Below are 22,065 nucleotides of genomic sequence, written 5' to 3'. Positions count from 1 at the left end.
ATCTACCTTGTATCGCCAGTGGCGGGTGGACCGGACGAAGATGTTCAGGTCACCCGAACGTTCCTGGAGTTGTCTTGCCGACGCTGGAATTTACCATGCACGGCGCGAACCGCGCTTGGCCTCGCGTTCGCTGGCCGACGAGGGTGGATACGAGATCACGTAGGAGGGCGGTGATGGCAGGTGGTGCTACCGCTGTCTGCCACGCCCGGAGCGGCATTCACGACAATTTCACGGATTCGGGCACGCGGTTGGCTCGGCATCGCGCTTGGCGAACTGGTCGAGCTGTTGCCTGGTTATCGATCGTCTGGTTTTACCGGGCCTCGTCCGCCGCTCGGCGCTGCGCGATCAGATCGGCGAGCCGCTCGACCTGCTGCCCTTGCGCATCGAAATTGCCCGCGTCGAGCCACCGCTCATAGCAAGAGCGCAATGCCGGCCACTCGCTGTCGATGATCGAAAACCATGCCGTGTCGCGATTGCGCTCGCGATAGACGATCGCCTGCCGGAAGATCCCCTCGAACGTAAATCCATAGCGCAACGCGGCCTTGCGCGACGGCTCGTTGAGCGAATCGCATTTCCATTCGAAGCGCCGATAACCGAGCTTGTCGAACACTTTGCCTAGCAGCAGGTACATCGCATCGGTCGCGATGCGCGTGCGCTTGAGCCGCGGCGAATACGTGACGTGGCCGACTTCGATCACGCCGTTGGCCGGATCGATCCGCATCAGCGAGAGCGTGCCGACCGGCTTGCCCGTCGCCAGGTCGATGACCGCGTAGTGCAGCGGATCTTTCGATGCCGCCATCTGCGTCAGACGCTCACGATAGGCCGCGAGACTGTCGAACGGGCCGACCGCCAGATAGGTCCAGTCGCGGCCGTCGGTGGCCGAGCCGTACGCATCGAAGAGGTCGGCCGCGTGGCGCTCGACGTCGACCGCTTCGAGCCGGCAATAGCGGCCGCCGAGCGGCTCGCGGCCCGGCGGCTGCGCGCCGTGCCAGCCGGGCAGGGGCGCGCCGATGGGCTGGCCGTAGGCGTTACGTGTGGGTTCCATGTCTGTTTCTCCTGTCGATGAATGGGCGATGCCGGAGGATGCCGATGCGTGTCGATGCAGGAACGATACGGCAAACGTGGTATGTTCAAAAGATCCACGACGTGCTTATTCGATAGGTCCAGCCACCATGATCGAAATCATCGGACCGCTCGTCCATGCGGACGACGCGTTCGCCGCGAGCGGCGCCAGCCGGGCCAAGCGGCCCGCGCCGCTGCAAAAGCAGCTGATCGAACGTCTGCAGCAGGCGATTCTCGCCGGTCGTCTGCCGGCCGGGTCGCTGCTGCCGTCGTCGCGGCTGCTCGCCACCGAGATGGGCGTGTCGCGCAACACGGTCGTGATCGCTTACGAGCATCTCGCCGCGGTCGGCTACGTGATCGCCGATCGCCAGGGCACGCGCGTGAGCCCGCTGTCGAGCCCCGCCGCGCGCGGCGAGCGGGCGGCGGCGTCGGCCGCGCCGGAGGTCGTATACGCGGCGCGCGTCGAGCAGTTCGCGGCGTCGCACAATCACGCCGACAACGCGTACGCGCTGACCCCCGGCACGCCCGCGCTGGACCGTTTCCCGCTTGCCGCGTGGCGGCGCGCGCTCGAACGTGGGATGGAGCGCGCATTACCACGCGCGCTCGGCTACGGCATGCCGGCCGGCGAGCCCGCGCTGCGCGACGCGATCGCCGCGCATCTGCGGATGGCGCGCGGCGTGCGCTGCGATGGCTCGCAGGTCGTGATCACCGAGGGCGCGCAGGAGGCGCTGAACCTGTGCGTGCGACTGCTGACCAATCCCGGCGATATCGCATGGATCGAGGACCCCGGCTATCGCGGCGCGAAGGCCGCTTTCAACGCGGGCGACTTGCGCACGCTGCCGATTCCCGTCGACGCCGAAGGCATGTCCGTGCCGGCCGACGCGTGGCACACGCATCCGCCGAAACTGATCTACACGTCTCCCGCGCATCAGTATCCGACCGGCGCGGTGCTGTCGGTGGCGCGGCGGCTTGCGCTGATTGCCGAGGCGCGGCGCTGCGGCGCGTGGCTGATCGAGGACGATTACGACGGCGAGGTGCGTCACACCGGCGAGCCGATCGCGAGCATGCAGGGCCTCGTCGACGCGGCGCCCGTGCTGTACGTCGGCTCGTTCAGCAAGACGATGTTTCCGGCGCTGCGCATCGGCTTCGTCGTGCTGCCTCGCGCGATCGCGGCGCACGCCGCTGTTGCGCTGCAAGAGATGCTGCGCGGCGGGCATCGGCTGGAGCAGCTGGCGCTCGCGCATTTCATCGAAAGCGGCGAATTCGGGCGGCATCTCGGGCGGATGCGGCGGCTGTACCGCGAGCGGCAGCAGGCGCTGCGCGACGCGCTGGCCGAGCATTTTCCGGCGGCGACGATTCTTGGCGGCGATTGCGGCATGCATCTGACGCTGCGGCTGCCGGCGTCGCTCGACGATCGCGCGCTCACTGCGCGGGCGCAGGCGCTGGGGTTGAGTCCGCGCGCGCTGTCGGGGTTTTCGATCGGGGCGTCGGAGCAGACGAACGGGCTCGTGATCGGGTATGGCAATACGGAGGCGGAGCGCTTGAGGCCCGCGGTGAAAGCGCTGGCGGAGGTAGTGCGGGAGATGCAGGGCGAGGCGCGACCGGCTGCGAAGCACGCGACAAAACAGGGCGGAAAACCCGTCGTCCGGCCCCGCAAAAAAACCGCCCCGCCCCGCCGCACGCCCGCCACTCCGGGCATGTAAGTTTTACGTTTGTCCGCCTGGCCCATGTCGCGCTATCGTGTCGTATGCGCGGCGACTTCGCAGTTCCGATGTGCTGGTTTGCCCGCATGTGCCGCGGTTGCCCGTCCCGTCGCGCGGCGGGTGCGGCGCCGGCGATGGGCACGAACAATGCGTTCAGTGTGGTTATCGATGACGATCTATCCGACCGGAGACGACATGAAGGAAATCGAACCGACCCCGTGGTTTGACCTTGCCATCCATACGCCCGTACGCGAAGGCTGGTACGAAGTGCAGTTGGCGAGCGGGGACACGGCGTTTGCGAAATTTGGCGACGGCGTGTGGACCGAAAAGCCGTTGCTCGTATTCACGCACTGGCGCGGCCTGTGCGCCGATCCCTCGAAAGCCGCGGACGGCGCGGCCGAGTCGGTCGGCGCCGAAGCCACCGCGGCGCAAGGCGTGCGCGCCGCCTGGAACGCGTTCTTCCCGGGACTCGGCGACGAGCAGCACAAGCCGCTCAATGCGGTGCCGAACGGCAAGGTGCCGCATTGAGGGTCCCTTGAAATTCGCTTGAAGTCCGGTCGGGCGACGGCTTGTGGGCCGCCGCCCGGCAGTTCGATTCGGCCGCCATCCGCGCGTGGTTCGAATCGCTCTCGTATCGCTCGGGCCTGCGCCGCGTCGCATTTCTTCCGCCCCGCTACAATCAGCGTCATCCTTTCGACGCCATCACGATGCCATGAACGCCACCCGAGAAACCGTGGAATTGTCGCGCGCGACTCAACTGCTCAATCACGGACCCGTCACGCTGATCACGAGCGCACACGATGGTCGATCGAACGTGATGGCCGCGTCATGGGCGATGCCGCTCGACTTCAATCCGCCGAAGGTGGTGGTGGTCGTGGATAGCCGCACACTGACGCGTCGCCTGATCGAAGCGAGCGGCGTGTTCGGGCTGCAGTTGCCGAGCCGCGGTTTCGCCGCGCAAACGCTCGCGGTCGGCACGCACGCGGGCGTCGAACTCGACAAGTTCTCCGCGTTCGATCTCGAGACCTTCCGCGCGCAAAAAATCGACGTGCCGATGCTGGCCGGCTGCATCACCTGGATGGAATGCAAGGTGATTCCGGACGACAGCCAACGGCACGATCTGATCATCGGCGAGGTGGTCGCCGCGTATGCGGATAGCCGCGTGTATTCGCGCAACCGCTGGCATTTCGGCGACGATCCCGACCTGCGCACATGCCATTACGTGGCCGGCGGTACCTTCTTCGCGACGGGCGATGCATTCGAGGTGGCGCCCGTCGCGGCGTCTGCGCAGTGACCGGGCTTAGGTGCTCCGTTCGGTTTCGCCTTCGGCGAATGCTTTGAGCGCGTCGCCGGCGAGACGATAACGTACCCATTCGCTTTGCGGATTCGCGCCGATCGACTTGTAGAAGCCGATGGCCGGCTCGTTCCAGTCGAGCACGCTCCATTCGAATCGACCGCAGCCCGTTTCGCAGGCGATTTGCGCGAGATGGCGCAGCATCTGTTTGCCCGCGCCGCTGCCACGCGATGCGGGCGATACGTACAGGTCTTCCAGATAAAGCCCCTGTTTGCCGAGCCACGTCGAATACGAAAAGAAGTACACGCAAAAACCGACTGGCTCGCCGTTCATTTCGCAGATCAGCGCTTTCGCGGGCGCGCCCTCGGAAAACAGGCTCTTCTCGATGTCTTCGACGCCGGCGACGACTTCGTGCTCGGCTTTTTCGTAGATCGCGAGTTCGGTGATGAAGCGCAGGATCAGGGGGGCGTCGGAAGCGGTGGCGGGGCGGATGTGGATCGTCAAGGTCTAGTGCTCGGTGAGTTCGGTGATGACTGCCGGCCGGCGGGCGGTACGCGCCAAATGCGCCGGCTTCGGAACAGACTCACATCGTAGCAAAGAGCCAAAGGCCCCGCCGCGAACGGACCGGGCCTCGGGCGTTTCCTACAGACCGAAGGCGAACAATTTCAGCGGCCCCGGTCCACTCGTCGAGCCAGAGCCCCAGAACACCACGCCGTCCGCAATGGCCGGCCCGGCATTGCATGCACCCCCGCTATTGAATGACCACAGGACTTTTCCGTTGGAAGAATCGAGCGCGTACATCGTGCCATTCGTGTAGTCGAGATTGCATCCGAAGACCGCGCCATTGGCGACACTGACGGCTGCCTCCGCGCGGCTTCCGAGCGGGTCCGGCGTGGTCCACTTCACTGCGCCGGAATTCGCGTTGAGCGACGCCCTTCTACATCCCTGCCGGGTTCGTCGGCGAGAGTATGACGGGGTGGTGCGATTCGCGGCTGATTGGATGATCGCCCGGCATGAGCGCGCGCTCGGACCGGAAGAGAGACCGAAACGGCACTGCCGCGCTTCAACCCTCCGGCAACACTGACTTACCGCGCCGCTTTTTCGGCTTAGGCTCGACACCCACTCGCGGGTCCCGCTCCAGCACGAGTGCCGTCAACTGCTCGACAGTGTCTTCAAACGCAGGATCCTCCTGCGGCACGTAAAGCCATTTCCCAAGCACCGGGTGAGGCTGCAACGCAGGCATATCGGTAATCAGAGCAGCATGGCGTTCCCGCGACGTACAGACGAGCAGCCCATTCCACGGCTTATCGCGATCGGCGGCAACCAGGCACAACAGCCCATCGATATACGCAGCGTCGCTACCAAACATCCGCCGACGCATATACGTCGGATCGCGTTCGAACGCGTCGAAGATCCAAAGGAGCGAATTGCTGATCGAAGAGGGCATCGGCGGACAATCTCAGGAAGCGCGGGTGAACGAAGATAAGTTTACGTAAATTCTCCAGGCTCGACAGCAAGCCAATTGAAGATCGAGCAAGTCCGGCTAGGTAGGATGTGTCCAACCTCGGCGACCATATCGACACTCGCACGATCCAGACCATGTTAGCTCACACAGACGCCGCCGCTGCCTACGTGCCCGTCGCACGCTACGTGCAGTTGATGCGCTTGCGTCGCGCGGGCCGCCGCCTCGCGTCGCAGGCGTCGTGCCCGGTTCTCGATGCCGCGCTCGACGCCGGCTTCGACAGTCCCGAAGCCTTCAGCCGTGCGTTCAAGCGTGCGTTCGGCATGGCGCCGAGCGCGTTTCGACGACATCCAACATGGCAATTCTGGAGTGCGAGTTTTGTTGTTCCCTATGTTTCGAGGAAACTGACCATGCAAGTGAAAATCGTCGATTTTGCGGAGACCCGCGTTGCCGCGCTCGAACATTGTGGTTCGCCCGGACTCGTCAACGAGAGTGCGCGCAAGTTCATCGATTGGCGTATCCAAAGCGGACAATCACCGGTGGCGTCGAGCCGGACCTTCGGCGTCGCGCACGGCAATCCAGACACGGTGCCAGCGGATGAATTCCGTTTCGATATCTGCGGAGAGATCGACGAGCCGGTCGCGCCGAATCTCTATGGCGTGCGCGAGCTCGTGATGCAGGGTGGACGGTGCGCGGTGGTTCGGCACGCAGGATCGACCGACCACATCGGCGAGACGATCTACCCGGTCTATCGCGACTGGTTGCCTTCGAGTGGGGAAGAGTTGCGGGACCATCCGCTGTTTTTCCACTACCTGAGCGTCTATCCTGAGACGCCGCTGGATCAGTGGCAGACGGATATCTACATTCCGTTGGTGTGATTGGGATGGGTGTGATGAGCATGCGAGATGCCTGCTAGTGCGGAGCAAGTTGCTCCATCGGTATCAATTGCATTGAGCGAGCATTGCCGATTCCTAATTCGGCAAAAAATGCAATTTCGAAATGTCTCTCTGAATAAAGCCCCGGTCTCTGCGAATAGTGGTTCGGAGCCGGCTTTTCTCGACCCGGCCGCCCAGCCATAACACTAGGCACAAAGCCGGTTTTCGCTGCACGTACCTCGCGTCCTCACGGGAACCACGCAATACCTCAAATGTCAAAAAAAGATGTCACCCGTCCATTTTGGGGAGATATCAAATGGCTGCCACGCAATCAGGGGCGGTGCCCCTCTCGGATGAGGAGGCACGGCGCCAGTTGCGCCGTGCTGTCATCGCCAGCACGATTGGTACCACAATCGAATGGTATGACTTCTTCCTGTACAGCATTGTCACGGGTCTTGTATTCGCGAAACTGTTCTTTCCTGAATCGGACCCGCTCGTCGGCACACTGCAAGCTTTTCTGATTTACGCTGTCGGCTTTATCGCGCGGCCGGTGGGCGCGGCGATTTTCGGCCACTATGGCGATCGCATCGGACGTAAAGCCACGTTAATCGTGACGCTGTTGCTGATGGGACTCGCGACGTTTGCCGTGGGCTTTGTTCCAACCTACGCGACGATCGGTATCTGGGGGGCAATCCTGCTCACGGCGCTGCGCTTCATTCAAGGTGTGGGCGTTGGAGGCGAGTGGGGCGGTTCGGTGTTGATGTCGATGGAGTGGGCACGTACCAACAAGCATCGCGGTTTCATCGCGTCCTGGCCGCAGTTCGGCGTACCGGCGGGATTGTTCGTCGCGAATCTGGTGGTGCTTGCCGTCAGCCAGATCTCCGGCAGCGCATTTCTCACCTGGGGCTGGCGGGTGCCGTTTTTCCTCAGTATCGTACTGGTCGCGATCGGCCTTTATATCCGCTTGAGTATCCTCGAGACGCCTATCTTCGCGAAGCTGCTCGCTGAGCGCAGGATCGAAAAGGCGCCGATGCGTGAAGTATTGCGCCGGCAGCCGAAAGACATTCTTCTGTCGGCTCTTGCGCGTATGGCGGAACAGGCGCCGTTCTATATTTTCACGGCCTTTATATTCACCTATGGTGTGATGAGTCTGGGCGTCACACGCGATCTGCTGCTCACGGCAGTGCTGGCCGCTTCGGTGCTGGAATTCTTCACGATTCCGCTGTTTGGTCACGTGTCTGATCTGATCGGACGTCGACGCATGTATGTGATCGGTGCCGCTGCTGTCGGGCTATTCGGCTTCCTCTACTTTTTCATGGTCGGAACCCATAACCCGATATGGATCTTCGCGGCCATCGTTCTTTCGCTGGTGCCGCATGCGATGATGTATGGTCCCCAAGCCGCGTTGATCGCCGAATCGTTCACGGGGCGCTTGCGCTACAGCGGTGCGTCGATGGGCTATCAGTTGGCTTCCGTCATCGCTGGCGGTCCGGCACCGTTGATTGCGACGGCGCTTTATGCTTACTTCCATTCGGGATTTGCGGTGGCGTGGTATGTCTTCGCGTGCGCGGTGATTAGCGTGGCCGCCGCCATGCGATTGGGCGATTACACGAATAAGGACATTTCGCGGGAATACGACGACGTGCATGCATTGCATGACAGCAGACATGCCACTCCGTGAACGATCAGGCGGATGGCCGGTCACAACGGCCATCCGCAACGGCCATCCGCCGAATCGACCATCAACTTTTCAGCGGCAACCAGACTTCGACTCCACCCATCCCCGTCACCGGGTCGAACTGCTCGCCATACCGTTCGAAATGCGGTGCATCGGCAGGCACGTGCCCTGACGCGGGCAACCACTGATTCCAGATCGTATTCATCGTGCGACGAATGCCTGAGATGTGTTCGCGATGAGCGAACACCGCATACCGTTGCGCGGCGATGCGCACACGACTCAACTCTGGCGGCAATGCGGAAAAATCGCTGACTTCGACGCCGCACATGTAGTCGAAGTTACCCAGTTCATCGGCGTTATAGCCAACGCCATAAGCCACCTTGCCGACCTGTCCCGGCACCCTGCCGTACCAGGCGCCAAAGCGCTGCCATTGGGATGGGATCGCCTTGCTGCTTTCGCACGTATAGCGCTCGCTCAGTCCAGCGACGAGAAACGCTCGCGCGTCTTCGAAGCGCGGCGGGTCCAGATGGGTGAGAAGGGTTTCGTCCATTTTGATCGGCTCCACGATGGTCAGGTTGTCGAGATGACCCCGCGCGCGCAGCGCGTCGGGCGTGAGCCCGAACTGTTCGCGAAACGCGCGCGTGAATGCTTCGTGAGAGCCGTAGCCGGCGTCGAGAGCGACCGCGAGGATGTCGGGCGCACCATCGGCCAGACGTCGTGCGGCCTCGCCCAAACGCCGTGCGCGAACGTAGCGCATCACCGGCATCCCGGTGGCCGCTTCGAACGCGCGCGCGAGGTGAAAGCGCGATACGCAGCCACAGCGGGCGATGTCGTCGAGCGTCAACTCGCCGGCGAAGTGGCTTTCGATATACCAGAGCGCTTTTCCAACCGGGTTCATCTCGGCTCTCATGTCAGCATGAAGCCAGCATAGTCAGCGGCGAACTCACGCATTTGATCGCGCTTGCGGTTTTGCGGTCGCGGCGGAGGGCCGAGACGATTCCGCCGCGTCACCATGCACGCCCGCGGCGCCACCCGCCTGCCCCGGCCTCAGCAACAGCCCACCCAGCACGCCGGCCGCCGCCGCAAAAACCGCCCCAAACAGAAACGCGACGTGATACCCGCTGTTCAGCGCAGCCGCCGCACTCGACGACGCCCGCATCGCCTCGCTACGCGCGGCGGCAAGACTCGCGAGCACCGCAAGCCCGAGCGCCCCGCCCATCATGAACGATGTATTGACGATGCCCGACGCGAGGCCCGAATCGGCGGGATCGACGTCGCTCATCGCGGCGAGCAGCAACGGATTGAACGCGATGCCCGCCCCAAAGCCGAGCAGCAACATGCCGGGCAACACGTCGGGTACGAAACTGCCGTCGACGGGCGCACGCGCGAACAGCGCAAGCCCGCATGCCGCGATCAGCAGGCCGGCCGCGAGCGGACGACGCAGCCCGAAGCGCATCACCACGCGCGCCGACAATCCCAGCGAAAAGAGTCCCATGATCAGGTTCGCGGGCAGAAACGCGAGCCCCACCTGCAATGGCCGATAGCCGAGCACGCGCTGCAGATACAGCGCGGAAATAAAGAACCACGCGAACATCGCCGCCGCCCACAACACGCCGACCAGGTTCGCGGTCGCGACATTGCGCAAACGCAGCAGAGCGAGCGGCATCAACGGGTGTTCGATTCTCGCCTCGATTGCGAGGAACACGGCAAGCAGCGCGAGCCCGACGAACAGCAGGCCGAGCGTTTGCGCCGAAGTCCAGCCCGCTTCGTTGCCGTTGACGATCGCATAGACCGCCAGCATCAGCGATGCAGTCACGCTCAGCGCCCCGGCCACGTCGAGCCGTTCGCCGTGCGCGTGGCCGCGCGCGGCGGGCAGTAGCGCGAGGCACAGCGCGTACACTGCAATGCCGATCGGCAGATTGACCAGGAAGATCCAGTGCCAGCTCAGCAGGTTGGTGAGCAGTCCGCCGAGCAGCACGCCGATGCTGCCGCCGCCCGCGCAGACAAAGCCATACACGCCCATCGCCTTCGCGCGTTCACCGGCTTCGGTGAACAGATTCATGATCAGCGACAACGATACCGCCGAGACGATCGCACCGCCCAGGCCCTGCACGGCGCGCGCGGCGACCAGCAGCACCTGCGAATTCGCGAGGCCGCAGGCGAGCGAAGCGAGCGTGAAGAGCGTAATGCCGCTGAGAAACAGCTTGCGGTGTCCGTACAGATCGCCAAGCCGTCCGCCGAGCAGCAGGCAGCCGCCGAACGTCAGCATGTAGGCGTTGACGACCCACACGAGCGAAGTTTCGCTAAAGCCGAGATCGGCTGCGATGGACGGCAGCGCGACGTTCACGATGGTCGTGTCGAGCACGATCATCAGGACGCCGAGGCAGAGCACGATTAGCGCGAGCCAGCGTTGCTTGCCGTGGAGGGAATGGGTCATGCGGACGCCCCTTTACGCGGATTCGGTCGATCACCTACGATGGGTTTTCGAGTCTAGCACTCGCGCATTTAGCGTCCAACTACGAAATCCTGGGCGGCGGCGTTGCGCGAAGCCGCGTGCGGTTCCGCTTCAATCACCGCCGAGGATTTCGTATTTGCCGCCGTCAAAGCGCTGGGATTGTTTTCGTGGTGAAGAAGACGTCGAACTTCGACGTCTTGATCGGCAACGGTTATCTGAATGAAATATCTTTGACGGCTCGGTGGTCTGTTCCGAGCCGTTTTCGGCATTTTCTGATTGCGATCAACTGACTTGACCGTCAAAAATCCAAAGGAGCAAGAGATAACTCCGTCCCGGGGTGCCGCGCATCCGGGCCCGAAGAAATTGAATAAGACGATCAGGTTATGAGCGACGGTGACAAAATTCCCTATTTCAAGGTGAACAAGCTTCTATGGAGGTGGACGCTATACGAAGGTGCCGAAGGTTGCACCGTTGTCCGCGAAGCGCGGCTCTCGATGGATAAAGGGCCGCCATCCCTGCCAAAGCCACCGGAACCGAAACTGACACCGAGCAGGTCTACCCCTAAACCACGCCCACCAGAACCGTTGGTCAAATTTCTCGACGACATCGAGAAGATGTCCGGCGGCTTTTCGCGTTTCAAGTCTTGGCTGAACACGCGCGAGCCGCCGAAGATAGAGCAGATAGTCCCGCCGTTCGACATTCAGGAGATTCCCGGCGCTATGCGCAAGGAATTTATGCCAGTGTCGGCAAAGCTAATGGAGCGGTGGTTTGCCGGCGAACTCAACTACGGTCCTACCGACAAAGACGTTGCCGCCGAAATCAATCAGAAGGGGGAGCACTATCCTCCAGATATGTACGACACCACAACGATCAAGCTCGACTGGGTATTGAAATATCGACGAGCCAAAGATCAATACGACGAGTTGATAACGACGCAGATCCGCACGTCACGCGCAAGACAAGCTCTTAAGGAGATTCTCCTGCCATATGCCGGAAGACCATGTCTTGATGCGAGGACCGAGTGCGGAGAGAATCTCTCGAAGCTTCACCGGCGATTCCAGTTTCAGTATGTAAAGGTCGGAAGCTCGCTATCTCAGAAGATCGGAGAGCTCCTCTACGCAGATTTCCACAACAACGGCGTCCCGGACGATCTGACCGGCGCGTTGGGATCATTCGGCATATACGCTGCCATGGGGTACGCCGACTTTTACAGGGAAGGCCGTACCAGGGTTGCAGAAATCTCAGGTATCTACGTTTATATTAAGGATAGTTACGACTTCACCGACAAGCCTGGCGAGGCGTCGCAATATCTTGGCCATTGGAGCAAAAACGGGGTGATCGTTCTGGCGTACAACGGCGCGATGTCATATCTGAACGAACCGCGATTGTATTTTTCCTATCCCGTTGCACTGGGGAATCCGAAAATCAGGGGCAACGTGTACTACCCGGTTCACAATAAGGAATTTAGAGAGTGGGCAATAAAACACCAGCGAGGAGGTGACTTCGTGATCTATTCGGATCGAAAGCTTGTTCGAATCGACCCACCGAGCAAGGTGTATTTATGAAACCCGGGCGATCGATCGGATGGGGCGCTGTAGTCCTCACAGTCGCGTTTGCCGTGCTTCTCGTCGCGACGCACACCGATCACAGGAATGCGAGCGAATGCATCAAAAGCACGTCAAAAAACGGCCGCTACACTGCAGAGCGATGCCTGCTCCAATGGAGAGGCGGCAACGACCCGGCTTATCTCGGTCAGGTCTACGACGCCGCGTCAGGCAAACTGCTAGTGCGCAGAACCTTCAGCACACCGGTTCCTGAATTGATTTGGGTGGACGACGAAGGCGTTTCATTTTCCCGCGGCGGCGACGACGCGTCGTTTATAAAGCTGCCGCCGTCATTCTATGACCGCATGATCGCCAGATTTTCGTCGATTGGATGCAGGCTGCTCGCCATTAAGGATCAGTATGATTCCGATGGTTTGTTCTTCGTTCATCACGGCGTAGGGAGCGAACGCTGGAGCGCCGACGGTTTCACGAGATTCTTATGAACGACTCGACCTTCGAACTCGCACACATGGTTCAGCAGAAATCACATTTCGAAATCTCGTGTTGAGGCTTCCCAGCACAAGCCGGCCATGACCGGCCGCGAACGTGAATGTTGAAAGGCTATATCCGGCCGACTCCCGCCGACCGCATCGGGCAGGACCCGGCCAACTGCGGCCGCTCGCTCGGGCTTTCACACAAACCTTCGAACGTCGCCTCCACCTCGGCACCGGACCTTCGTGTGCAGATCATGTCACTCGAGCCGTCGGTCTTATGGAAAGAATTGCACAGGCCGATCATGCCGAGGCAGGGCCTTGCTACCGGGATGAGATCCTGGACCCGATGCCGGGTGAGCAAACGTCATAGCGATTGATCCGTTGATGCCGGTGTGGGGCGGAATTCAACGATGTCGGCGGTGACTGCGCTCTTACGTTTATACACTGTCTGGTCGCTTGGCGCACCGGGCGAAATCTTTATTTGCTCAAGTTCCGCTGGCGTTTGCCGTAATCGTGTCATTGCGAACGGTGAGCGCGAAACCACGACCGGCCCGACGGGGAAACGGATCTGGCATGCGACCCGACGCTCGAGTGATGAGCCGATCTGCCAGGCAGGCAATCACGTTGCCGCCAGTGGCAGGTTTGAGTGAACTGACGTACCCCATCTGTGAGACTGGCATAAATGAAGCGTTTGACCTTGAACCAGAAGCTCTGGAGCATCCTGGCTCTTCTCTGGTTTGGCCTTGGTGTGCTCGTCGTCACGAGCGCGTGGATGAGCCGATCCGATATGCTCGAACAGCGCAAGAGCATGCTGTCGCAGCAGATAGATACCGCGCTGGGCGTGATTTCCTATTACCAGAAGAAGGTCGCCGACAATACTTTGTCGCTCGCCGAAGCGAAACATCAGGCGCTTGAGAACCTGCGCGGACTTCGCTATGGCGCGCACCGTAGCGGCTATTTTGGCATCTACGACTCGAATGTCACGGCACTCCTCTTGCCGTCCAAGCCACAACTTGAAAGCAAGTCCCTGGCAGACCTGGTTGATTCAAACGGTACCCACATTGCGGTCGAGATCGTCAAAAGCTCATCGCCCGGCGGCAACCACTTCAGCGAATATGTGTGGCCAAAGCCTGGCAGTGACACGCCAGTTCGCAAGATCACCTGCAGTGACTTTGTCGCCGACTGGGACTGGCACGTGTATACGGGTGTCTACGTGGACGATATCGACCATCTGTTCTATGTGACGCTCCTGCGCGATCTGTTGCTCGCAGCGATAGTGACCGCAGTTCTGACAGTCGGAATGCTATTACTGGCGCGCAGTATCCGGACGAGCCTGGGTGGCGAACCTGACTACGCGGCGGGGCTATGCAAGCGGATTGCCAACGGCGATCTCGGTGTGAACGTCGACCTTCGGCCCGGCGACACAAGCAGTCTGATGGCCTCTCTGCGGGCGATGCGTGACAGTCTGTCACGAGTCGTTCTGGAAGTGCGGGAGAACGCCGAAGGGGTGGCCACCGCAAGTGGACAGATTGCGCAGGGCAATCTCGATCTGTCGAGCCGCACCGAAGAGCAGGCAGCGTCGCTCGAGGAAACAGCTTCCAGCATGGAAGAACTGACGGCCACGGTCCGTCACAATACGGACAACGCCCGGCAGGCAGCGACGCTGGCCGGCACGGCCTCTGGCGTTGCGCGGCGCGGCGGCGAGGTGGTAGGGCGCGTGGTCGAGACGATGCAGGAGATCTCCGGCAGTTCGGCCAAAATGTCCGAGATCATCACTGTGATTGAAGGCATTGCATTCCAGACAAACATTCTTGCGCTCAACGCAGCGGTCGAGGCGGCCCGCGCTGGCGAGCAGGGCCGTGGGTTTGCTGTCGTGGCCGGCGAGGTCCGTACGCTCGCGCAGCGTAGCGCCACCGCTGCCAGGGAGATCAAGGATCTGATCGGCGACTCGGTAAGTCGTGTGGACGCCGGCTCGAAGCTCGTAGGGGAAGCGGGCCGCACCATCAATGAGATCGTCGAGTCGGTCAATCGGGTGGCCGACATCGTTGGTGAAATCTCGTCGGCTTCGGTAGAGCAGAGCACTGGCATCGAGCAGGTGAGTCAGGCGGTCAGCCAGATGGACCAGGTGACCCAGCAAAACGCCGCGCTGGTGGAAGAAGCCTCGGCGGCGGCGCAGTCGATGGCTCAACAGGCACAGGCTTTGCGTGAAACGGTGGCCTTTTTTAAGGTTTGACGATGCGAGGCCGTCCGCGTCACACATCCGTTTCTTTACCATGCAGCAATGGTTCGGTCTGTCAGACCCTGCCATGGAAGAGGCACTCTATGACGTTCCGCTGTATCGCGAGTTCGCGGGTCTCGACGGCGGGATGGTTCGCTTGCCGGATAAAAGCACGATTCTCCGGTTCCGCCATCTGCTGGAAACGCACGGACTGGCGGTGCAAATGCTGGCGCTGGTCAATGAAATCCTGACGGAGAAAGGCCTGATGCTCAAGGCTGGATCGGCAGTCGACGCCACTCTGATTGCCGCGCCCAGTTCGACAAAGAATGGCTCCGGCACGCGTGATCCGGAAATGCAATCAACGCAGAAAGGTGGCAACTGGTACTTCGGGATGAAGATGCATATCGGCGTGGACGCCGACTCGGGCCTGGTCCATACGGTCCTCGGAACGGCGGCCAATGTTCACGACATCAACGTAGCCCAGGCATTGCTGCATGGTAAAGAAACGGATGTGTACGCGGACGCCGGATATCAGGGTATCGAAAAGCGTTGTGAGGCTGACGCGGTTCGTTGGCATGTTGCAATGCGACCGGCAAAGCGCAGGAAACTGGATCTGAGTGATTCGGTGGACGCGATATACGATCAGATCGAACGCCTGAAGGCGGGTATTCGAGCCAAGGTCGAACCCCTGTTTCGCATCCTCAAGCGGCAGTTCGGTTACATGAAGACCCGCTATCGTGGTTTGATGAAGAACACCGCCCAGATCACTACGCTGTTTGCTTTGGGCAATTTATGGATGGCGCGTAGAGCTTTGCGCAAAGCTTGAAACACCGAGCCGATAAAGTCCGTATGTCTGGTTGAAGCGCTCCGGGCGCGAAAAAAGCCCCGGCGATTGACTCGCCAGCAAAGATCTGAACGCAGAGGCCGCGCTGGATGTGAAAGATAACGCTTGCAAAGAGGGTTGTGCAGACCTTCCTTAACCCTTTTGTCGCAAGATCTCTGCGCGAATCGGGTTTAGTCGTGTTTTGTGTCAAACCTATTTCATCGGGACGTGATTACAGCATCGCCACGTATCCGATTTTTATTGGTGCGTTGTCAGTCTCTAGTTTTCGTTCACTTGAGTAAGTAGCAAGGAATTCCTTGCTGTGCACTAGGGGACCGGAGGTAGCCGCATGCGACGCCGTGCCCGACGAACCGTAAGCAGGCATTCGCTGACTGCGCGACGCGATCGGCGGGAATTGCCGCTCCGGTCCACTTTGACCATTCGGGCTGCCAGGCCACGTTGTTAAGGAACCGATCCGGCACGGCTGACGGAATGGAACGCGCCATAACGGCAGATTGCAATCGCTTCAGCGTCGGACTGTGAAGCGGCCTGTGCGAAGGCAACTGACCACCGGCCGCAGACGTCGCGATAGCGGATCGAATAGATAAACATGGCAATCTCCTGTGGCATGGAGGGATCAACGAGGCCTTTGCGCCCTGTCCGGTCGGCCACACGATAGACCGTCGAGCGATTCGGATTTCGTCAGCGTTCTTCTCGGGTACCGCGTCGAAGACGCTGGTCGCTACCGCCGACATTGATCGTCTCGACGCAACTGGACCAAATCTCCTTGCGCTCGTATTCATCGTGACCCTCACCGGATACAGACGCGAAATGAACCTCGAACTCCATGGAATCAAGATAGACGGACGACGAAAAAAAAACCATTGTACGAACGGTCGCTGCAGTCGCCCGTGGGCATAACGTGCTCATACTTTCGGATGCCTCGAGGTGTCCCCGGGGCGCCCGGTAAGGCCGTCATGCGCGGGTATGAGACAGCCATTTCTAATGGTTGATGAGTGGAGCGGCGGCGAGGTACTTCAGCGCCGTGAGCGCCGAGCACTTGCCGTGCGACGAGACCGCGCACATGGCCGTTGTACCCTTCAAAGCTGCCGTTGACTTCGCGCCGGCTTCGAGGTCCGAAGTGGGTCGTCAGCGTCTATTCGATTTTTCTGTGATCGGTCATTCAAGTTCGGCGAACCATTTGCGTGGCTCGAAAGGCCGGATCAGCCGATCAGCCGATCAGCCGATCAGCCGACCGACGAACCAGCCGCCAGCGCCCGGTGCCGTCCGGCCGCCATCGCGGCCGGAACTTCATGACATTCGGCGACATAGTTTCCGCATGGTCTTTAGCTAGGCAGCCCACTACATTAGCTTCACCTGACGCGATAGCGGCGTTTTCCCGCAGGCGACGCGTCCCATCAACCCGTTACCCGCCCATCATGTTCACCACTGGAAAAATCGCGCTTTGTGTAACTCTGTTCGTCGTTGGCGTCTCGCTGATCGAGGCGTGCGTGCTCACCCGCAGACAGCGCGATAGCGCCACGCCCTTCGACTGGCATGAAGTGTGGATATCGCTGGCCGATCTGGCCGGCCGCAAGCTGTTCGCGCTGCTGCCGCTTTCGCTTGCGACGCCCATTTTTGCGCTCGCCTGGGATCACCGGATCTTTACCGTCACGCTCAACAGCGCGCTGATGGTGTTCCTGCTCTTTATCGGCCAGGAGTTCTGCTATTACTGGTATCACCGCGCATCGCACCGCATCCGTTTTTTCTGGGCGACGCATGCGGTTCACCACTCGCCGAACCAGCTGACGCTATCGTCTGCTTACCGGCTCGGCCTGACCGGCAAGCTAACCGGCTCGGCAATGTTTTTCGCGCCTCTCGTGTGGCTTGGCGTGCGTCCGGAAATCGTGCTGGCGACGCTGAGTTTCAATTTGCTTTATCAGTTCTGGCTGCATAACACGTGGACGCCGAAACTCGGCTGGCTCGAATACGTGTTCAATACGCCATCCGCGCATCGCGTGCACCACGCCTCGAACGTCGATTATCTCGATGCGAACTATGGTGGTGTACTCGTCGTATTCGACCGCTTGTTCGGCACGTATGTCGAAGAACGCGCTGATGAGCCGTGCCGCTACGGTCTCACGACACCGACGCGCTCTCACAATCCGCTCGTCGTCGAATTCGAGCACTGGGTCAGCCTCGCCCGTGATATCGCATCGGCGGGCGGCGTGTGGACTGCGATCAGCTTCGTGATCCTCCCGCCGGGCTGGCGCGCGGACGGTTCCGGTGAAACAACCGAGGCGCTGCGTCAGCGGAATCCGGCCGCACGTCGTACGGTTCCAGTCGGTACGCCGGGACGGTGAACGGATTTTGTATCAGTCGAGTGCAAAGGTCGAACGCTCTGATTCGCGCCAGCGGACGCCTTCGTTCTGGGACCGCTTATCGGCGGAGGGTTCGTCATTGCTGCTAGCTTATATCGGTGTGACGGCGAATGGCCGATCTCGTTTGGAGGATTGGTCTAAACGCGCCGCAAGGTTAGTCCACATTGCGGATCCTCCTGATCGAAAGCACGTCCCCTGTCTTCCAACCGAGTCGGTCGACTAATGCAGGCGCTCTTGCGACGGGCGACCATAGCCTGGCTCTGCCAGGTAACAGGTTGCGAGCAGTTGAAAGCGAGAATTCGGCGAAAGCATGAACTGCACGGACTCTGGTTATGCAAAAGGTGTAGCAACTGTAAAGTCGCTCAAAGGAGCGTTGGCGTGAGCGTTGAATCACGAGGAAGGAGCGCTATTAAACTCGTTGTCCGCATTCGACGCTTAAGCTTAGGTCGGGTTGTTCGCACTTTCCCAACCAATGATATAAAGCCAAATCTATGCGCCTAGCACTCTATAACCTGGCGGCCTCAATTGTGAAGTGCAACACCTTGGACCTGCTAAGGTGCGCACATGAATTCGCGAACATATCAGCAGTTGCAGCCTGAAGAACGTCTCACTATTGCCAGCATGAAACAGCAGGGGTTGAGCGTTCGGGCCATGGCCCGAACGCTCCGCCGCTCGGCTTCGAGCGTAAGCCGCGAGCTGGCACGCAATACCTGTGCTGTGCGTGGCTACGCTTCGGTTCACGCGCAGGCCATCAGTTCGAGCCGTCGGGCGGCGGCTCGCCCGCCGCACAAACTGGACCCGCAAGGCGCGCTGTGGCGCATTGTGCTCAGCCTGCTGGACTGGAAGTGGTCGCCACAGCAGATCTCCGGTACCCTGAAACGCATGTGGCCTGATGACCCGAGCATGCATGTCTCGCACGAGACGATCTACAACGCGATCTACGCCCGGCCGCGCGGCGAGCTGCGTCGCCAGCTCATCGCGTGTCTGCGCCAGACCCACAATACGCGTATGCCGCGCAGTCGCGGCAACGACAGGCGCGGCCAGCTGGCCGGCATGCTGAGCATCCATGTGCGTCCTCCTGAGGTCGACGATCGCGTCATGCCCGGACATTGGGAGGGCGACTTCATCAAGGGCGCGGGCAACCGCTCCGCCGTGGGCGTGCTGGTCGAGCGTTCCAGCCGGCTTGTGCTGCTGGCGAAGATGAACGACGCCACTGCCGCCTCCGCGCTGGCTGGCTTCAGCGCCAAACTGAACTCCATCGCCGCTCCGATGCGCCAGAGCCTGACCTACGATCAGGGCAAGGAAATGGCGCGACATACCGAACTCACTGCCGCCACCGGCGTGCGCGTGTACTTCTGCGACCCGCACAGTCCGTGGCAACGCGGCACCTGCGAGAACACCAACGGGTTGCTGCGTCAGTACCTGCCCAAAGGTACGGATCTGTCCGTGTGCAGCCAGGATGAACTTGACGCCATCGCTGACAGCATGAATAGCAGGCCACGTGCTACGCATGCATTTCACTCGCCTCTGGAGGTCTTCGCACGCATGCTCGAAGCCGCTTCACTGCCTCCGCCTGCGTTTCATTAACCCCGTTGCGCTTCACCCTTGAAACCGCCCCTTCTTTATTTTGACTTCGATTTCGGGTTAGCTAAAGATTTTCTACGTAGTGCTTGCCTTTCTTTCTTTCTTGATCAATCTATAAAGACTCTGCATCGTCGATGTCCGAGAGGAGAGAAAGCGATGCGACCGTTCGAGGTCTTCTCCGTGCGAGCGGAGGTTAGCGGTCAAATTCGAGCAGGTTGTATTTTCGCTTGAGGTCTTCTCCGCGTATGCGGAGGTTGAAGGTAAGCAGAGGTAGTGAAGATTCGCGAGTCCGTGGAATCCGAGGTCGGAAAGAATCGTTGTGTTCGACAAAAATCCAGGCTCGCGATTCGAGCTGCGAAAGCGAAGTGTCGAGGCCGGCTCCCGGGGAACGGGGGCCGGTTTTTCGTGTGTACAGACTCTGCTCTGCATATCTCGTTCGTTGAATGCAGAACCGGAACTGATTCGAGTAGACAGTCGGCCGGCAGGAGCATGTATCGAGTGACTGGCGATGTGTTCAACGTGCCCGGTGTCAACGATGTTCAATACGAGCAAATCGAAGAATTCTGCCTCTTTTGAAACCCGAGTGGGTGATTTGGCGGGTCAAGGGCGGGCGTGAGCCCGGCGCAGCGAACCCTTGAGGCGCCCTGAACCGACAAGCTGGTGCATGGCTGGTTGCGGCAGAATGCGGCAACCAGCCATGCGAGACGAAGCGAACATGACGAATCAACTCTTTGAAGCCGCCTTGGGAATCAAGGCCCCGTGGTACGTGCAAGGCGTCGACTTCGACACGGCCAAACGGCAGCTCACGATTGCCGTGGACTTTGTCGCTGGCAGCCGCTTCGCCTACCCCGGGGTCGCCGGTGAGCACCCAGTGCATGACACGCAAATCAAGCGACTGCGCCACCTGAATTTCTTCCAGCACGAGTGCTATCTGGAAGTGCGGGTACCGCGAGTGCGCTTGCCGGATGGCGCGGTACGGCTGGTGGAACCCGACTGGGTCGGCCAACTCGACGGCTTCACGTTGCTGTTCGAAGCGCTGGTGCTGATGCTGGCGCAGCAGATGCCGTTTGCCGCGGTGGCACGCATCGTCAATCTGTCGTGGCACCGCGTGCACGCCATCTGTTCGCGCTATGTGGAACTCGCGCTCGCGTCGGCGAACCTGTCGGACGTGAGCACGGTAGCTATTGACGAAACCTCGTACCGGCGCGGCCACGAGTATCTGACGCTGGTCGCCGACATGCAGGCGCGACGGGTCGTGTTCGTCACGCCCGGGCGTGACGCGAAGACGATTGAAGGCTTCGCGGCATATCTGAGCCGACACCACGGCACGCCCGAGCAGGTCACCTCGGTGAGCATCGACATGTCGCCCGCCTTCATCAAAGGCGTGGGCGAACATCTGCCCAATGCGCGGCTGACGTTCGACAAGTTTCACGTCGTCGCCCACGCGTCCAAGGCGCTTGATACGGTGCGCCGCCAACAACAGAAAGCCGACCCACAACTTAAAGGGATGCGCTGGACGCTGCTCAAGGACGCCAACAAACTGAATCTGGCGCAATTGACCGACCTCGAGGCGCTGGTCAGGCAGTACGCCACCAAGCGCACCGCCCGCGCATGGCTGTATCGCGAGCAACTGCGCGAGATTCTCGAGCGCAAGCAAATCCATGTCGTCTCCGAGATGTTGCGGCAGTGGTGCACCAACGTCATGCGCTCGAAAGTCGAGCCGATGAAGGACGTCGCGCGTCTGATTCGTCGGCACTTCGACGGCATCGTCGCCTGGACTCAGACGCGCCAGACCAACGGTTTCATCGAAGCAATCAACGGCTTGTTTCAAGCGGCCAAGCGAAAGGCTCGCGGCTACACGCGCTTCGCGACGATGCGCACGGTCCTCTTTCTCGTTGCTGGCAAGCTCGATTTCTCCGGCTTCAACCCGCATGCCTCGTGAGCCCCGTTACCCACTGCATTTTCAAAAGAGCCAGAATTCTTTCGTGGTCAAGCTAACTCATGGCACGGAGGGGACAGAGTCGCGAGGTATTTGAGCGAACTTTTTGCAAATCCAGCCTCGCACCCCTCGGCACAGCTTCGGCGTTTGCACCCGCGAGCGGCCGATACAACACTGCAAATCAAGCTTGAGTCGTTGCAGTTGGGTAATCCGATGGTTAGCGGGTTGGCGGCCCGCAGCGCGGAATTGCTAATTTTAATTTTCTCGTAGCTCGCTTGCGTTGTTTAAGGTTTTTGATCCTTCATCTGACGTTCGGGCACGAATGGATCCTCGGGTCGCCAAAGGCGTTGCGTAGTGTCGATAGCGTTACGTAAGGAAGCGTGTTCCGTCCCTTACAACGACGGTTGGTTCGAACGTTTGATTTAGTGCTTGCTGACGAGGAGGACGTTCAACGAGAAGAGAATGCGTATACGAATTTTTTGCAACGCTCGTTCAGGCGTTGGAGAGAGCGTGGATTTTGCCCCCCGCGCGAACCCGTGGTACGCAGCTGTCA

At 60.5% G+C, this 22,065-nt stretch carries 18 protein-coding genes and 1 pseudogene; 12 read left to right on the top strand and 7 right to left on the bottom strand.

The genetic code is table 11. The features are described from left to right. Window positions 1-310 precede the first annotated feature (310 nt). Window positions 311-1,045 carry a GNAT family N-acetyltransferase gene (locus OKW30_RS37385; protein WP_429349111.1) on the bottom strand — a complete coding sequence of 245 codons (735 nt, stop codon included), beginning with the start codon at window positions 1,043-1,045 and terminating at the stop codon, window positions 311-313. A gap of 127 nt (window positions 1,046-1,172) precedes the next feature. On the opposite strand from OKW30_RS37385, the gene OKW30_RS37380 reads away from it, so the two are divergent. From OKW30_RS37380 to OKW30_RS37370, 3 genes are all read left to right on the top strand, one after another. Then, window positions 1,173-2,765 (top strand): PLP-dependent aminotransferase family protein, encoded by a 1,593-nt coding sequence (locus OKW30_RS37380; RefSeq protein WP_429349110.1) that lies wholly within the window; start codon window positions 1,173-1,175, stop codon window positions 2,763-2,765. 195 nt (window positions 2,766-2,960) lie between these two features. Beyond that, window positions 2,961-3,293: a hypothetical protein gene (locus OKW30_RS37375; protein ID WP_429349109.1), complete on the top strand. Its 333-nt coding sequence runs from the start codon at window positions 2,961-2,963 to the stop codon at window positions 3,291-3,293. A gap of 184 nt (window positions 3,294-3,477) precedes the next feature. Continuing rightward, entirely contained in the window at window positions 3,478-4,059 is a 582-nt protein-coding gene (locus tag OKW30_RS37370; RefSeq protein WP_018423901.1) for a flavin reductase family protein, read from the top strand. Window positions 4,060-4,065: 6 nt separating this feature from the next. Here OKW30_RS37370 and OKW30_RS37365 read toward each other — a convergent pair whose 3' ends face one another. The 3 genes from OKW30_RS37365 to OKW30_RS37355 form a co-directional block, all read right to left on the bottom strand. Further along, a complete protein-coding gene (locus tag OKW30_RS37365; RefSeq protein ID WP_429349108.1) occupies window positions 4,066-4,563 on the bottom strand; it encodes an N-acetyltransferase family protein in 498 nt (165 codons plus the stop codon). Between the two features lie 138 nt (window positions 4,564-4,701). After that, window positions 4,702-4,965: a PQQ-binding-like beta-propeller repeat protein gene (locus OKW30_RS37360; RefSeq protein ID WP_429349107.1), complete on the bottom strand. Its 264-nt coding sequence runs from the start codon at window positions 4,963-4,965 to the stop codon at window positions 4,702-4,704. A 157-nt stretch (window positions 4,966-5,122) separates the two neighbouring features. Further along, window positions 5,123-5,506, bottom strand: a complete 384-nt coding sequence (locus tag OKW30_RS37355) for a hypothetical protein (RefSeq protein ID WP_184070421.1) — start codon at window positions 5,504-5,506, stop codon at window positions 5,123-5,125. A gap of 152 nt (window positions 5,507-5,658) precedes the next feature. Between OKW30_RS37355 and OKW30_RS37350 the strand changes: the two genes are divergently transcribed. Together OKW30_RS37350 and OKW30_RS37345 are read left to right on the top strand one after the other, a co-directional pair. After that, a complete protein-coding gene (locus tag OKW30_RS37350; protein ID WP_429349106.1) occupies window positions 5,659-6,399 on the top strand; it encodes an AraC family transcriptional regulator in 741 nt (246 codons plus the stop codon). Between the two features lie 313 nt (window positions 6,400-6,712). Further along, the gene (locus OKW30_RS37345; protein WP_184030420.1) at window positions 6,713-8,077 is read left to right on the top strand and encodes an MFS transporter; all 1,365 of its coding nucleotides are present in this window, start codon (window positions 6,713-6,715) and stop codon (window positions 8,075-8,077) included. A 61-nt stretch (window positions 8,078-8,138) separates the two neighbouring features. Here OKW30_RS37345 and OKW30_RS37340 read toward each other — a convergent pair whose 3' ends face one another. Further along, window positions 8,139-8,972: an AraC family transcriptional regulator gene (locus OKW30_RS37340; protein ID WP_429349105.1), complete on the bottom strand. Its 834-nt coding sequence runs from the start codon at window positions 8,970-8,972 to the stop codon at window positions 8,139-8,141. Between the two features lie 45 nt (window positions 8,973-9,017). Continuing rightward, window positions 9,018-10,511 carry a DHA2 family efflux MFS transporter permease subunit gene (locus OKW30_RS37335; protein ID WP_429349104.1) on the bottom strand — a complete coding sequence of 498 codons (1,494 nt, stop codon included), beginning with the start codon at window positions 10,509-10,511 and terminating at the stop codon, window positions 9,018-9,020. Window positions 10,512-10,912: 401 nt separating this feature from the next. On the opposite strand from OKW30_RS37335, the gene OKW30_RS37330 reads away from it, so the two are divergent. From OKW30_RS37330 to OKW30_RS37315, 4 genes and pseudogenes are all read left to right on the top strand, one after another. Beyond that, complete coding sequence (locus OKW30_RS37330) at window positions 10,913-12,094, top strand: DUF6402 family protein (RefSeq protein WP_429349103.1); 1,182 nt, start codon at window positions 10,913-10,915, stop codon at window positions 12,092-12,094. Continuing rightward, window positions 12,091-12,576, top strand: coding sequence for a hypothetical protein (locus tag OKW30_RS37325; RefSeq protein WP_187630042.1), 486 nt, complete (start codon window positions 12,091-12,093; stop codon window positions 12,574-12,576). Before OKW30_RS37330 ends, OKW30_RS37325 begins: the two co-directional genes overlap by 4 nt. A gap of 673 nt (window positions 12,577-13,249) precedes the next feature. Beyond that, window positions 13,250-14,800: a methyl-accepting chemotaxis protein gene (locus tag OKW30_RS37320; RefSeq protein WP_429349102.1), complete on the top strand. Its 1,551-nt coding sequence runs from the start codon at window positions 13,250-13,252 to the stop codon at window positions 14,798-14,800. A 37-nt stretch (window positions 14,801-14,837) separates the two neighbouring features. Next, window positions 14,838-15,611 (top strand): annotated as a pseudogene (locus tag OKW30_RS37315) (IS5 family transposase); the annotation flags it as partial. Window positions 15,612-16,070: 459 nt separating this feature from the next. Here the strand turns inward: OKW30_RS37315 and OKW30_RS37310 are convergent. Then, window positions 16,071-16,220, bottom strand: a complete 150-nt coding sequence (locus tag OKW30_RS37310; RefSeq protein ID WP_184070509.1) for a hypothetical protein — start codon at window positions 16,218-16,220, stop codon at window positions 16,071-16,073. An 827-nt stretch (window positions 16,221-17,047) separates the two neighbouring features. Between OKW30_RS37310 and OKW30_RS37305 the strand changes: the two genes are divergently transcribed. From OKW30_RS37305 to OKW30_RS37295, 3 genes are all read left to right on the top strand, one after another. Further along, complete coding sequence (locus tag OKW30_RS37305; RefSeq protein WP_184070503.1) at window positions 17,048-17,971, top strand: sterol desaturase family protein; 924 nt, start codon at window positions 17,048-17,050, stop codon at window positions 17,969-17,971. Between the two features lie 582 nt (window positions 17,972-18,553). Continuing rightward, window positions 18,554-19,576: an IS30 family transposase gene (locus OKW30_RS37300; RefSeq protein ID WP_429289858.1), complete on the top strand. Its 1,023-nt coding sequence runs from the start codon at window positions 18,554-18,556 to the stop codon at window positions 19,574-19,576. A gap of 712 nt (window positions 19,577-20,288) precedes the next feature. Beyond that, on the top strand, window positions 20,289-21,515 hold the full coding sequence (locus tag OKW30_RS37295) for an ISL3 family transposase (protein WP_429348030.1): 1,227 nt from the start codon (window positions 20,289-20,291) through the stop codon (window positions 21,513-21,515). Window positions 21,516-22,065 lie beyond the last annotated feature (550 nt).

It is taken from the genome of Paraburkholderia sp. Clong3 (assembly GCF_050436485.1).
GTDB classification, from domain to species: domain Bacteria; phylum Pseudomonadota; class Gammaproteobacteria; order Burkholderiales; family Burkholderiaceae; genus Paraburkholderia; species Paraburkholderia tuberum.
Note: the sequence above shows the minus strand (reverse complement) of the source record. Positions and strands in the feature narration are given on the sequence as shown.